This window comes from Bacterioplanoides sp. SCSIO 12839 (assembly GCF_024397975.1).
Classification (GTDB): domain Bacteria; phylum Pseudomonadota; class Gammaproteobacteria; order Pseudomonadales; family Oceanobacteraceae; genus Bacterioplanoides.
Map to the genome: position 1 here is coordinate 3,811,279 of NZ_CP073745.1, position 13,301 is coordinate 3,824,579.

At 50.5% G+C, this 13,301-nt stretch carries 11 protein-coding genes; 5 read left to right on the top strand and 6 right to left on the bottom strand.

All coding sequences use genetic code 11. From position 1 onward, the window contains the following. Positions 1 to 106: 106 nt before the first annotated feature. The 4 genes from KFF03_RS17240 to KFF03_RS17255 all read right to left on the bottom strand — a co-directional run bounded on the left by KFF03_RS17240 (position 107) and on the right by KFF03_RS17255 (position 6,982). Positions 107 to 2,569, bottom strand: a complete 2,463-nt coding sequence (locus KFF03_RS17240) for a PKD domain-containing protein (protein ID WP_255858158.1) — start codon at positions 2,567 to 2,569, stop codon at positions 107 to 109. 32 nt (positions 2,570 to 2,601) lie between these two features. Further along, a complete protein-coding gene (locus KFF03_RS17245) occupies positions 2,602 to 5,316 on the bottom strand; it encodes a TonB-dependent receptor (RefSeq protein WP_255858159.1) in 2,715 nt (904 codons plus the stop codon). A gap of 104 nt (positions 5,317 to 5,420) precedes the next feature. Continuing rightward, entirely contained in the window at positions 5,421 to 6,407 is a 987-nt protein-coding gene (locus KFF03_RS17250; protein ID WP_255858160.1) for a FecR domain-containing protein, read from the bottom strand. Positions 6,408 to 6,466: 59 nt separating this feature from the next. Then, positions 6,467 to 6,982, bottom strand: a complete 516-nt coding sequence (locus tag KFF03_RS17255; RefSeq protein WP_255858161.1) for a sigma-70 family RNA polymerase sigma factor — start codon at positions 6,980 to 6,982, stop codon at positions 6,467 to 6,469. 228 nt (positions 6,983 to 7,210) lie between these two features. Between KFF03_RS17255 and KFF03_RS17260 the strand changes: the two genes are divergently transcribed. Genes KFF03_RS17260 through KFF03_RS17275 form a run of 4 tightly spaced genes read left to right on the top strand, consistent with a single transcriptional unit; the run spans position 7,211 to position 10,089 of the window. Beyond that, positions 7,211 to 7,879, top strand: coding sequence for a biliverdin-producing heme oxygenase (locus KFF03_RS17260; RefSeq protein WP_255858162.1), 669 nt, complete (start codon positions 7,211 to 7,213; stop codon positions 7,877 to 7,879). Between the two features lie 22 nt (positions 7,880 to 7,901). Then, positions 7,902 to 8,822 carry a tonB-system energizer ExbB gene (exbB, locus tag KFF03_RS17265; RefSeq protein ID WP_255858163.1) on the top strand — a complete coding sequence of 307 codons (921 nt, stop codon included), beginning with the start codon at positions 7,902 to 7,904 and terminating at the stop codon, positions 8,820 to 8,822. Next, on the top strand, positions 8,822 to 9,262 hold the full coding sequence (exbD, locus tag KFF03_RS17270; RefSeq protein WP_255858164.1) for a TonB system transport protein ExbD: 441 nt from the start codon (positions 8,822 to 8,824) through the stop codon (positions 9,260 to 9,262). Before exbB ends, exbD begins: the two co-directional genes overlap by 1 nt. Beyond that, entirely contained in the window at positions 9,259 to 10,089 is an 831-nt protein-coding gene (locus KFF03_RS17275) for an energy transducer TonB (protein WP_255858165.1), read from the top strand. Before exbD ends, KFF03_RS17275 begins: the two co-directional genes overlap by 4 nt. Before the next feature lie 30 nt (positions 10,090 to 10,119). Here KFF03_RS17275 and KFF03_RS17280 read toward each other — a convergent pair whose 3' ends face one another. Then, entirely contained in the window at positions 10,120 to 10,698 is a 579-nt protein-coding gene (locus KFF03_RS17280; RefSeq protein WP_255858166.1) for a hypothetical protein, read from the bottom strand. 123 nt (positions 10,699 to 10,821) lie between these two features. After that, positions 10,822 to 12,729: an ATP-binding cassette domain-containing protein gene (locus KFF03_RS17285; RefSeq protein ID WP_255858167.1), complete on the bottom strand. Its 1,908-nt coding sequence runs from the start codon at positions 12,727 to 12,729 to the stop codon at positions 10,822 to 10,824. A gap of 31 nt (positions 12,730 to 12,760) precedes the next feature. Here KFF03_RS17285 and KFF03_RS17290 point away from each other — a divergent pair, with 31 nt between their 5' ends. Next, positions 12,761 to 13,300 carry a TIGR02444 family protein gene (locus KFF03_RS17290; protein ID WP_255858168.1) on the top strand — a complete coding sequence of 180 codons (540 nt, stop codon included), beginning with the start codon at positions 12,761 to 12,763 and terminating at the stop codon, positions 13,298 to 13,300. Position 13,301: the final 1 nt, after the last annotated feature.

A 13,301-nucleotide genomic window follows, 5' to 3' on the forward strand; every position in this document is an offset into this window, starting at 1 on the left:
AGCCAAACCATCATCTGAAACCTGTTATTTCATAAAAAATAAACCCCGGATAGCCCGGGGTTTATCAAACGACAACGCTGGTAGCAGCGTAAAGTAAATCGCGAATTTACTCTAACTCACCCGCCTCACAACGTGCCCAACGACTGGTCGACTTGTTATCAGAGCCATACCAATTTTCATACACAAACGAAATTTCAGGAATTTCTTTAATATTAAACGACAGGTGGAAACCTTCTTTACCTTCGTCCGTACGCTGACATGGAATGGCAGGGAATTGGGTTTTAAAGTTCAGCGTCTCGCCTTTCTTAATAACCGTACCGTTCTGCAAACCATCAAAGCTTGGCGTCAGACTGTCTAAACCACCATTGATGTGTTTGACCTGCACGTTTTCGATGGTGTAGTCCGCATCCTGGGCAACCAATGCCCATTGAATGGCCGAAGCTTCAATCGGATCCAGCGATGGAGAAAATACATAACGATTCTCTGGGATATTTTCGTATGGCAGTGGATACCACAAATCACCACGACTGCTGACACTCTTCAGACGCACGCCGCGCGCATCGTCAAATGAGTCGACTTTCACGACAAAGTCATAGTTGTCCGCATCGCTGATAATATCGGTTGCGTAATAACGGAAAATATAAGTACCCGGTTTGGTGAATACCTGGCCACGAGCGTTTGGACAATCGGCATCATCCGGGCGAGAAGTAAACTGACCACCATTAGATGGAACACTCACCAGCTCATTATGGGTAAACACTTCATCACCATCCGGATCAATCACAATCGGGCGATGCAGCAAGCTCATGCATGGCAAAATCTGGTAATAGTTTTCACCTGGAGCCAAACGCCCCCAGTTGCGTGCCCATACAACAGAGTGGATTTTTGGCTTATGGTTGACGGTCTTGGCATAACCAAATTCTTCACTGGCGTAGTGCGAGTACAAACCACGGTCATCTTTAGCGATCAAACGTACACGATACACACCCGGCACATCGGTTAACACTTCGGCACGACGCAGGTCACCTTCATCCGGATGAGTCACTGGGGTGATGGTCGCGTTGCTGCCATTAGGCTTATCAATTAATGACCATTCAAAGGTGATCGGATCGCCGTCTTTGTCCTTAGCATCGGCCGATTCAAAAATCAGCGGCTGCCCTACCAATACGGCTTTTGAATCCGCATCGACAGAACCGGTTGATGGGCGATTGTTGACGTTGCCAATTTTCGCTTCCATCGTCGCTTCCTGGGTGACTCGATTCACGCCATCACTCACCGTCATACGCACTCGGTAAGTACCAACCACATCCAGTTTCTGGATCTTTTTACCCAATGGCTTCCAAGAACCGATATTCACCAACTCGACAGTGCTGCCCGCCGGTTTAGCAATCAGCTCAGCACTGACAATTTGCAGGGTTTCGCCTTCCGGGTCATAACCAACAAAGTTAAACTCAGCGCGACGCCCTAATTCCTGCTCACCAACGCTACGATTTGGAAAATAACCGGTTGCTATCAGTTCGCCCACCGGGGCTTTGTTTTCGCTGGCGGCCGGATCGGCTTTTGCTGTTACCGTCACGGTCAGTTCGTCACTGGCACGCTGACCATCAAACACAAACAGCTTCAGCTCATATTCACCAGCAGCCGTCGGAACAAAATCAGCCTGAGCATTGGTAGCGCCGTTCAGTGCTGGGTACGGTTCAAACGGAGCATCGGAGATTCTCCAGCGGTATTGCAAGTCAGCGCCTTCAAAATCGGTGCTGGCAGAAGCATCCACGGTCGCTTTTTGTCCCATCAGCACTTCAACATCTTGTGCTGAAGCAACGGGCTGAACGTTTCCTTCGGCCACATTCACCTTAACTTCTTTAGCTTCACTGGTTTCGCCATCAAAGGTGACAACCAACTCAGCGATGTAATCGCCCGCCAGATCAACCGTCAGGTTGGGCTTGCTGGTTTTGGCATTGGCTAATGTTGCCAGGCTGTCTACCGGCTTGGTTTTTAACGTCCATTGATATTCCAGTACGCCAGATGCCGTTTCCGGTAAAGCACTTTGGCTGCCATCCAGTTCAACCGACGTCGTCCCCAGTGCGACGTTGATGGTTGGCTCAACCCCGGCGATCGGTTTCGGACTGATCGCGGTAAAGGTAACGCGTGTGGAAGCACTGTCAGCTGTGCCGTTATTCACAATCAGGCTGGCGACGTATTTACCAGCCTGGTCGGCAGTAAATTCAACTTGCTGGGCGTCAGACGTATTTAATTTCGCCAGACTCTGGTCGGGTGTTTCAAGCAACTCCCATTTATAAGTTAATGCCGAACCAGCATCGTCTTTGCTGTTGCTGCCATCCAGCTTAACCACCACAGGATCTTTAACGATCATTCGGTCTTGAGCCGGATTCAGAATGCTGATCGCGGCTTTCAAATCTTTGGGTGGTTCCGGAGCAGGCTTCGGAGCCGGATCTGGTGCTGATGTTTCGGGTGCTGAAGGGCTGCTACTTCCGCCGCCTCCGCCACCACAGGCGGTCACGACTAATGACAAAGCAAGCATAGCAACCAGGCTGCGCGTTTGATTCATCGGTGTTTCTCCATGGTTGATAATTCTATTATTTAAAACTGTAAGGTCAGGCTGAGCCTGGCTGTGCGGCCGGGAGCCGGTACCAGGCCAAGACCCAGGGCATCGAGGTAATAACGGTCAGTGATGTTGTCGACGGTGAAATCCATCGCGATGTTGTCAGTAAACGAGTAGTTGGCGTACACATCCCACAAGGTGTAGGCATGCCAGGGGACGGGCCGCAGAAAACCAGGGTCAGCGTTGTGCTTTGGTAGCGAATTACGCTCACCCATAAAGGTGCCACGCACACCCAAATCCAGCTTTTGTGATAACCAGCGACTCCCCAGATGCAACGAGGCGTGCCAGTTAGGCGGGATCATATTATTGAAATAACTGTCGCGCAGACCCCAGTCGGTACAGTAATAACGCACGTCACTGGCAAGGTTACAGATCTCGATATGGCGATAGCGGGTGCCACTCAGTTCAATCAACCACGATTGAGCATCGTAGCCGATATTCATTTCCCAGCCATGCAGATCCAGGCTATCGATATTGCGCAAGCGGAAGCGATCATCACCATGCCGCTTCTCTTCAAAGGCATTAATATGAGTTCGGGTCAGATAATCATCAACATGATTACGGAAATAGGCCAACTTAAAACGCAGCTGATGCTGCCAATCAAAGACATTATGATTGAGGTAATTGAAACCCACTTCTTTATTCGTGGCATGTTCACCTTTAAGAGGAACATCCAGCGCCGGGCTGACCGACCACCCGGAGGTACCTTCAAACAGACTGGGCATACGTAGGGCTTCGGCACGCCGCAGGTAAAACTGCAAGCCAGCCAATGGCTCCCAGCTGAGTGCAATTACAGGGGCGTTACCCGCATCATCATTTTCAAACTTGATGGGTAAACAGCCGCCATTACCATCCGGGCGGCAATCCGGAGCCAGGGTGTCCAGTTGTTGGGCATTATCATCTTTAGAGTGGAAACGGGTATGGCGTATTCCGGCGGTCAAGGTCCATTGCGGTAGTGGCTGCCATTCAGCAGCGACAAAGGCGCTGTACTCTTCACGCGACCCTTTGCGTGAACCGCCATAAAAGCCTCCCTGCTGTTGTGGCGTATCGGTATCCATATCTTCCAGCTGAATAGCCAGGCCATAGTCCAGCCGCAACTCGCCCATAGGATAAAACCGCATGCGGTTACTGAGGTCGGTCCCCCAACGTTGATAGTCATCGATTCGATGCGTATTGCTTGCCAGATCAACCGTGAAAACACCAGGGGTGTTGAGCTCGGTGACACCGTCGGTGTGCCAGGTATTCCATTTAACATCGATCAGGTCGTTATCCACTGGCTGATACCGATAACGAGCAGTATAAGTATGGTTGCGTACTTCACTATCAAGCCACTGACGCGTCCAGCCAAACCCTTTGCCGGTGGCTTGTGACGGCATCATTTCGCCATATTGACTGTCGTAACGCAGATAACTCAGATCCAGGCTCTGATCACTGGGCAATACCAGCTGGCTTTTCAATAACAGTGACTGACTGGCGAGATTGCTATTGGGTACACGCTCACCCGCACGAATAGGCGAAGCACCATCCCAGGAGACTGGGGTTTCTTTGTACCAGGCTCGCTGTGTCGCTTCGCCGATGGTAACCTCCGGAGATGGACCGTGCGCACCGGCGTAATAGTTTCCCTGGTCACGTTGGGCATACGCAGCCACCAGATCACCCCAATCAAACCGGTAAGCGCCGGCCAGGCTGGCAGCATAACCACCAAACTCAAGCAGCCCGGGTCGATCCATGCCATGCTCTGGCGCAAAGCGCTCTGGCATCAGGTATTTGTCTTCACAATAAACGGCGAAGCGGCAATCGGAACGATAAGTACTGCGGGCAACATAATAGCCAGCATAGGTACCAGGATCCGGTGCAGCAGAATTATTACCAATGCCGCTGATACGCAGCCGCAGTCCAGATAACTCACCCGGTTGCACCACATCTTCAGCGGCCAGCGTATTGACACTAACCACACCACCGGTAGCGCCCGTGCCATCAGCACTCATCACCGGGCCTTTATCGATTCGGATTTTGCCGACCAGGTCCGGGTCGATATAACTGCGGCTGGAAACGCCGGAATAACCACGATACACGGTGGTCTCCTGGCGGCTGCCATCGACGATCACCGGTACTCGCCCCAGGCCCTGCATACCGCGAATATTGACATCCAGGCCACCAGAATTGCGGTTTTCGCTAACCAGCACTCCGGGAGTTCCCTGGAAAATATCGCCAATGCTGGTACCACGGAAACGCTCGATCTGATCACGGGTGATGATGCTCACCGATGCCGCTTCGCGGAACACCTGATCAGTCACCGCACTGTCACGGCTCTGCACCTGAATGGCACCCAAAACCTTAAGGTCTTGCTGATCGTGGGGTTCGATTAACCAGGCCATCTCACCCACAGGTACCGCATGCAAACCCGTGCCATTCAGCAGCGTCGTCAGCGCTTGCTCAACGCTGAGCAAGCCTGACACGGAATCAACGGAAAACCCCTGCACCTGCCTTTGCTGATAGGACAAAGTCACACCAGCCTGGCGTGACAGCTGATTCAGAGCCACCGCCAGGTTGCCTGCTGCCAACTCAAGATTAAGAGCAGGTGCAGCACGGTTATCCGCTGCGACAGCTGTGTGAGCAACGGCAAGGGTTGAGCATGCTAAACAACAGCTCAATAATCCTGCCAGAAGGCGGGGGGCGACTCGGGTCGGCATGAAACAGGTTTCCTCGATTGATCGATTTAACCTATTAGCCGAATGAAATAATAAAACCCGTAAACGAAATGATAATTTTTTTTATTTATTTTAAAGCGTCGAAATCAGGATACTTGTCGTGGCGTGATATTGACCCACCATGGAGTCAGATACGTTACTTCGGCCGCCGCCGAACGAGCAAGTGTTTGCAGCACCAGATCAGTATCACGTAACTGATAAACGCCAGACACCAGGAAATCAGCTAACGCCGGATCACAACGAAGATAACCATTACGGTAACGCGCCAATTCCCCGAGCAATTCCGACAGCGGCATATCCCGAACCGCAAGAACACCATTCACCCAGGCACCGTAGTCAAACCGCCCGGCATCGACCGCTTCCACATTGTGTTCAAACAGCCGCATCACCTGACCAGCCTGAATGTGTGTACTTTGCCCGGTGTATTTATGATGCATGGCAACCTGCCCCTGGTTCACCTGCAGCAAACTATGCTCTGCGTCACGCCGAACCGTAAACTGTCCATGTTGGGCCTGTAATACCGCTTGTGGTAACTCAATTTCCAGCGGACGCGGGTCAATGGCACTGACAAGATGCATCTCACCTCGGGTTAGTCGGATCTGACGATGTTTATCGTTGAAATCCAGCTCAACAGCAGAATGATTGTTTAACCACAACTCACTGCGATCACTCAACGTAAACTGACTACGCTCTGCGCCACTGCTGAAATCTGCGCGCAAACGTTGCCACACCCCCTGATGCTGTGCCATCAACCCTAAAGCCACCACACTGAGCACACCGCCGCCAAGATTGCGCAGTGCCTGACGACGGCTCAAACGACGACAATCAGCATCCGTTTGCATCAGGGTTTTTGTCAGACCAGGAGCTTTGACTTGCTTCAATGGCGCTTCCATGTGATCAAGCCGTTGCCAGGCCAATTCGTGCGTTGTATCGGAGCGGCGCCAATGATCACAAGCCAGTACATCTGATTCATCCACGTCATCAGACCCGAGACGAATGCGCCAGGCAATGGCCTGACGGACAACCGATTCCGGTACGGCTTGCACAGCCGTTGCCTGTGTTTCATTGACCATGGCGACTCTCCGGTTTTGCCTGAAGCAATGTAATGCCCACTTCTTTCACACCAACAAGCTTAAGCTTCACCATAGGTGGCGTTATAACAACACAACATGGCTTTAGCGATGTATTTTTCGACGGATGACAAACTCACATCCAGTTCGGCAGCGATAGCCTTGTAAGCCATACCATCCAGACGTGCCATCAAAAATGCGGTTTTCTCAACCGGACGCAAACCATCCAACAGACGATCAATCTGATCCAGAATCTGCAGCAGCTCCAGTTGAAATTCAGGTGATGGATGCTCGGCCTCAGGAAGAGCGGCCAGCAACTCGAGATAGTTTTTTTCCAGCCGCTGTCGGCGCAGCTGGTCAACCGCCAGATTACCAGCAATTTTCGCCAGCCAGGCACGCGGGCTGTGCAGCACATCCGGCACAGCAGGACGATTAAGCAAACGCAGAAATGTATCTTGTGCCAAATCCCTAGCGTGTTCGGAGCTTGGTGCACGTTGGCTTATCCAACGCACCAACCATTCATGGTGCTCCTGATACAGTTTGTCAAATCCGGACTCTCCGGATGAAGGACTCGGCACTGTTCAGAACCTCATAGATAAATTCAGAAGGCGAGTGATTCTAAATGATATTCATTATCATTAATAGTAAGATAGGGCGCCAAGTTACCTGACTAACCCGTCAAAGGTCAACGGCGGATTTTTTTCATCACAACAGATGAGTGAATCTGAATCTCATTCGTCATTAGTATCAGATGCATACTTTTTTCAACTGCATCAGTTTTAACCTCACTGAATCAGAGAAAACGAATGACCAGCCAGAAACAATCTGCCGAACAGCAACCGTCACACGAACAGCAGCGGTTAGCTGAGCAACCCTTATCAATCTGGTTAAAGGAAGGCACGACCAGCACCCATGAGAGCCTGGATAAACGCATCATGTCTCTGGATCCCTTTACCGATCTCGGTCGATATTCCCGTTTTTTGCGCACCCAGTCGCGTTTACACCAGGCTATTGCTCCCTGGTTCCATGATGAAAATGTTCAGGATTGGTTGCCGGATCTTGAGCAACGCGACCGCTCTGATGATGTTATCCGCGACTGCCAGGACTTTAAAATATCCAGCGATGAACTGAGTCAGGACCAGTCAGCAGCCAGCACCATTGTTATCGACAACCCGTATATCGCGCTGGGCTGGCTATACACAGTCGAAGGCTCAAACCTGGGTGCCGCTATTCTGCTGCGACTGGCCAAAAAGGACCTGGGTTTATCTGAAGAATTTGGCGCCCGGCATTTAGCCGGACACAGCAGCGGTCGCGGCTTGTACTGGAAGCAATTTAAAGAAGCGCTGGACGCACTTGAGCTGTCCGAATCACAACGCCTTGAGGCGTTAGAGGGCGCCAAACAAGCATTCTCTTTTGCCCGCGCTAACGTTGAACAATTATTGGCTCCGGTTACTGACACCGCAGCCGCGATCTAACCATTTGATTTGAGGAAAATACATGATAACCCGCGCCCTGTTGCTGACCTGGCTGCTGACTCTCAATAATCTGTGTTTGTCCGCAGCAGCAGAGACTGAGGTAACTCCAGCCTCAGGGGCTGTTGTAGCTGGAGTTGTTGTAGCCGAGCAACCTGATACTGAGGTCTCAGACCCTGCCGCAGAATCAACAACGGCAAACATCAAAGACTCTGCCTTTGCCGGACACGACTTATCACCCTGGGGGATGTATCAGGCTGCCGATGTGGTGGTAAAAACCGTGATGATTGGTTTGTTAGTGGCATCCCTGCTGACCTGGGCGGTGTGGTTATTCAAAACCGTGCAACTGAAATCAGCACGCCGTAAAAGCACGCGACTACTGCAACAACTGACACAGGCAGGCAGTTTTGCCCAGGCGCTGACAACAACCGGTTCAGACAAGCAGTATGGTAATAGCCTGCTGCTGGTACAGGCCACACAACATGAGCTGAATCTGTCCGCCGCAGGCCCAACCTCTGACGACGGTTTAAAAGAACGCGTAGCGGCTCGCCTGGAACGGGTACAGGCGTCGCTGACCAGCGCTATGAATCAGGGTACCGGAATTCTTGCCACCATTGGCTCGGTGGCTCCGTTTGTGGGTTTATTTGGTACCGTATGGGGAATTATGAACAGCTTTATTGGTATTGCCCAAACCCAGACCACCAATCTTGCGGTGGTTGCTCCGGGTATTGCTGAAGCTCTGTTGGCAACCGCAATTGGTCTGGTTGCCGCCATTCCTGCGGTTGTTATTTATAACCATTTTTCCCGTGCGATTGCGGTCTACCGCGCTCAACAAGCTGATATCGTCACAGCCGTGTTGATTCTGATCAGCCGTGACCTGGATCGTGATCACCCTCAGGCCAGAACACTTAATGCTGAATTAAACAGCCTTCAGGAAGCTGGCTGATGGCATTTAATCTGAGCGACAATGCTGGCGATGAATTACTCGAACAGCACGATATCAACGTCACCCCCTTTATTGATGTGATGCTGGTATTGCTGATCATCTTTATGGTGGCGGCGCCACTGGCGACGGTGAGTGTGCCGGTCAATTTACCCACTAGCGAAGCCCCCAAACAGCCTGCGGAAAATAAACCTTTGTATCTCACGGTACAAAAAGATCTGACCCTGACGCTGGGTGAAAAACAGCAAGTCAGCCACGAGCAATTAGCTACCGCATTGCAGGCGCAAACTAGTGGCCCGGATCAGACCATTTTTCTGCGGGCTGATCGTAAACTGGAATACGGTGAGCTGATGGAAGTGATGAATCTGCTTGGGAAAGCCGGATACCACAAGGTGGCGCTGGTCGGTCTGGAGCAGCTACAAACGGACAACACCACACCATGACACCATTGGCCGGGCTTCAGCATGAGGCTTCATACAAACGACACCTGGGCTGGATCAGCGCCTTAGCGGGAGCCGTATTTCTCCATGCTGCGCTGGCCTTTTATTTCTGGTGGCAACCGGAATCGTCACGGACATTGGCACCTGCGGCTGCACCACAGGTGTTTGAAATCAGTATGGTGGCAGCCCCCGTTGCTCCAGCTACCGAACTACCGATAGACCAACAACAGCAACAGTCATCGCCGCCGCCACAAGTGCGCAGCCAGGCCAAGGTGCAGAAAACCCAGGAAAAGCAGGTAAAAGTCGAAGCAACCCAATCCGAAATTGTATTACCGCAGGATCAGGAAGAACTGGAAACACCGGAAAAGGCGGAAGAAACTCCGGAAGAAAATCAGCAACCAGCACAACAACAAAACAACAGTGGTGATGCCAGTGGAGAACAGTTTGTAGAACAAAGCAGCGCGCCACTGACCATGGAAACACGCGAAGCTGAAGTGGCATCTGCACCGCAACAAGGAGCCCTGAACGAGCAGCAGGTGCAAGCCGAAATGAGTTGGCAGAATCGCCTGCAAGCTCACCTCGAACGTCGTAAACGTTACCCTCGAGCGGCCCGAATGCGCCAACAACAAGGCGTACCCTGGGTTCAGTTCACGATGGATCGACAAGGAAAAGTGCTGGAGGCTAAGTTGTATCGTGCCAGCGGCTATAACGCCCTCGACCGGGAAGTTGTGGCGCTGGTGAAACGTGCCGAACCACTGCCACCACCGCCTGAAGCAGTCCCGGGAGATCCGTTAACCATGGCTGTTCCGGTTGAGTTTTTTATTCGTTAAGAGGCCGTTTCCAAACATCAGGAGGCGTGTTCACACGGCGTTGGCATGAACCCATGTTTTCTTACTTTTTGATCCACGCTGAATTTTATTAGCTTTGATTAAAGAGTTGAGCGCTCTGGTAAAGTCGGGTTTTGGTTGTTTCAGTTTTTTGCGAACAGACTCTGTTGTTTGCTCTGTTTTGAAACATTCATAAACTCTTTGCTCTAATATTTTCGGAGTCGTTGAAGAATCTGTTTTTTGCGACTTAGGCTGCACTTGAATCTGGGTTTTTGGCTTTAGTGCAATATCATGCTTAATGCTACGGAGCTTGCATTGAAACTCGAAAGCCGTCACCAGTGAATTATCTTGCGAATAGAGAATGAACTGGCTGGCCTCTCGTTGTTGCTCCGTAAGCGATGCGATCATCCCAACTAAATTGCCAATAATATAAAAATCGGCTTGGTTAGAGCCTGATGGATAGCTGGAAATATAAAGAAATAAATTTCTCTCACAAACGGCCTTCACAGCGTCATTTTTTGAGAAAACAAAGACCTTGTCAGAGACAGATGCAGTGATGGATTCAACTGCCCTGAGGCCGATATTTTCTGCATCGACAAATATAAATCGCAAACATAGCTCCTTTACGTTTTTACTGTACAACTCCTAACAAAAAAACATTATCAATCAATCTATCATTAAATGCCAATTCAGATTTAAGGCTTGTTAAATGATCTTAACCTCGGACTCCGACCTTTACTCCGCCTCCTCCAGCTGTTCAGTCAGCTCCATCCACTCTATCTCAATCTCTTCCAGCTGAGATTTTAAATCGCCTTGCTGAGTTAACAGCTGTTGCAGTTCGTCTTTGCGACTGTCGGAATATAAATCGGTGTCCGACATTTTTTCTTCGATGGTATCCAACTGAGTTTGCAGCTTTTCCATCTGCTTCTCGGCGGCTTGTTGTTTTTTACGCAATGGCGCTAAACGCTGACGACGCTCAGCTTCCAGACGTTTTTGTTCTTTGCGATCAACTTTTACTTCAGCAGGCTTTTCTTCTTCAGAGCTGGCAGAGTCACTTGCAGCAATCTTCTCATCACGTTGCTGCAAGTACGTGTGATAGTCATCCAAATCGCCATCAAACTCTTGTACCTTACCGTGGTCCACCAGCCAGTATTCATCCACGGTGGCTTTTAATAAGTGACGATCGTGGCTGACGATTAAAATTGCGCCTTCGAAGTTTTGCAGCGCCACGGTTAACGCTTCACGCATCTCGATATCCAAGTGGTTGGTTGGCTCATCGAGAATTAATAAGTTGGGTTTTTCCCAGGCAACACAGGCCAATGCCAGGCGTGCTTTTTCCCCACCGGAAAACGGTTCAATCACTTCCAGTGCTTTATCACCGTGGAAACCAAAACCACCGAGAAAGTTACGGATCTCCTGTTCAGACGCTTGTGGTTTCAGACGTTGCAGGATCAGTGCACCGGAGGCTTTTACATCGAGTGATTCCAGCTGATGCTGAGCGAAGTAACCCAAACGCAGGTGTTCACCTTCGCTGCGTTCGCCATTCAGCATCTCAATATCTCGACACAGGTTTTTTAACAGCGTCGATTTACCTGCGCCATTAGGGCCTAACAAACCAATACGGTGACCCGGTACCAGAGATATTTTTACCTGTGGCAGAATGGTGGTCTTCTCATTACCAGATACATAACCCAAGTCAGCATGATCAATCGCCAACAACGGCGACGACATTTTTTCATAACAGGGAAATTCAAAACGGAACGGCGAATCCACATGCGCCGGAGCAATCAGCTCCATACGTTGTAATTCTTTTAAGCGGCTTTGTGCTTGTTTGGCTTTACTGGCCTTGGCCTTAAAGCGCGTGACAAAGGCTTCAATTTCTTTTACCCGGGTTTGCTGCTTTTCATACACGGTTTGTTGTTGCGCCAGCTTTTCCGCACGAATACGTTCATACGCTGAATAGTTACCCGGATACACGGTGAGCTGCTGTTGGTGTAAGTGAACGATATGGTCGGCAACGCCGTCGATAAAATCACGATCGTGGGAAATAAATAACAGCGTGCCGGGATAATTCTTCAGCCACTGCTCCAACCACAAGGTTGCTTCTAAATCTAAGTGGTTAGTCGGTTCGTCGAGTAACATCAGGTCAGACGGCATCATCAGCGCCTGAGCTAGGTTCAAACGAATACGCCAGCCACCGGAGAAATCCTGCACCGGGCGTGTTAAATCATCCTGGGAAAAGCCTAAGCCATGTAACAGCTGCTCCGCCTTAACCGGCACTTCATAACCTTTGTTCTGATCCATCTGATCGAGCCAATGCGCCAGGTCGTTATCGTCTTTGGCGTTGCTGATACCGGCTTCGATACGACGGTATTCACTGTCACCATCCATCGCGTAATCCAGCGCTGAACGTTCACTGGCTTCCACTTCCTGGCGCATGTGTGAGATACGCCACTTCGATGGAATGTATAACTCACCGCCATCAATTTGCAGCTCGCCATTTAACAATGCAAACAGGCTGGATTTACCCGCGCCATTGGGGCCAATCAACGCCAACTTCTGACCGTCGTGGACACGCAGATCCGCTTGTTTTAACAGCGGCTGAGTACCGCGCTGGAGAGAAACCTGATTAAATTCGATCATAACGCTACAAATTAAAGAAAGGACCACAACAATGGCGGCGCAGTGTGCCACAGAAGTCGATGATAACCCACTGTGGAGCTTTGCTCTGGCGTTTTATGCCAGCAAAGACGTGCAGGAATTATTGTTGAAGCTACAAAATGATTATCAACAGGACACCTTGTTGGTGCTGACGGCGTTGTGGCTGGGTCAGCAAGGACAACCCTGGCAACTGAGCCATTCACAGCTAGATGGTTATTTTACATGGCGTCAGCAGGTGGTCTGGGCGTTACGTGCAACACGAAAAGCCATCAGCAAAGATAATGCTTCTGCGGAGCAACTGGCGTTGCGTCAACAGATTCAGAAAGATGAAATACGAGCCGAGCAGATTGCTCTGCATCAGCTGTACTTGTTGCACACCGGGCTAACCTGCCAGGCTTTTAGTTCTCAACAAGTGTTAGAGAACCTGTTTAGCCAGGTCAGGCTGGGTCAAACCGCATGCCGTCAAACTGGGCCTGATCAAACAGCAGACATAAAAAAAGAGGCCTTGGGGCCTCTTTTTCAACAACTGGCCGACTTATTAATCAGCCAGTAGA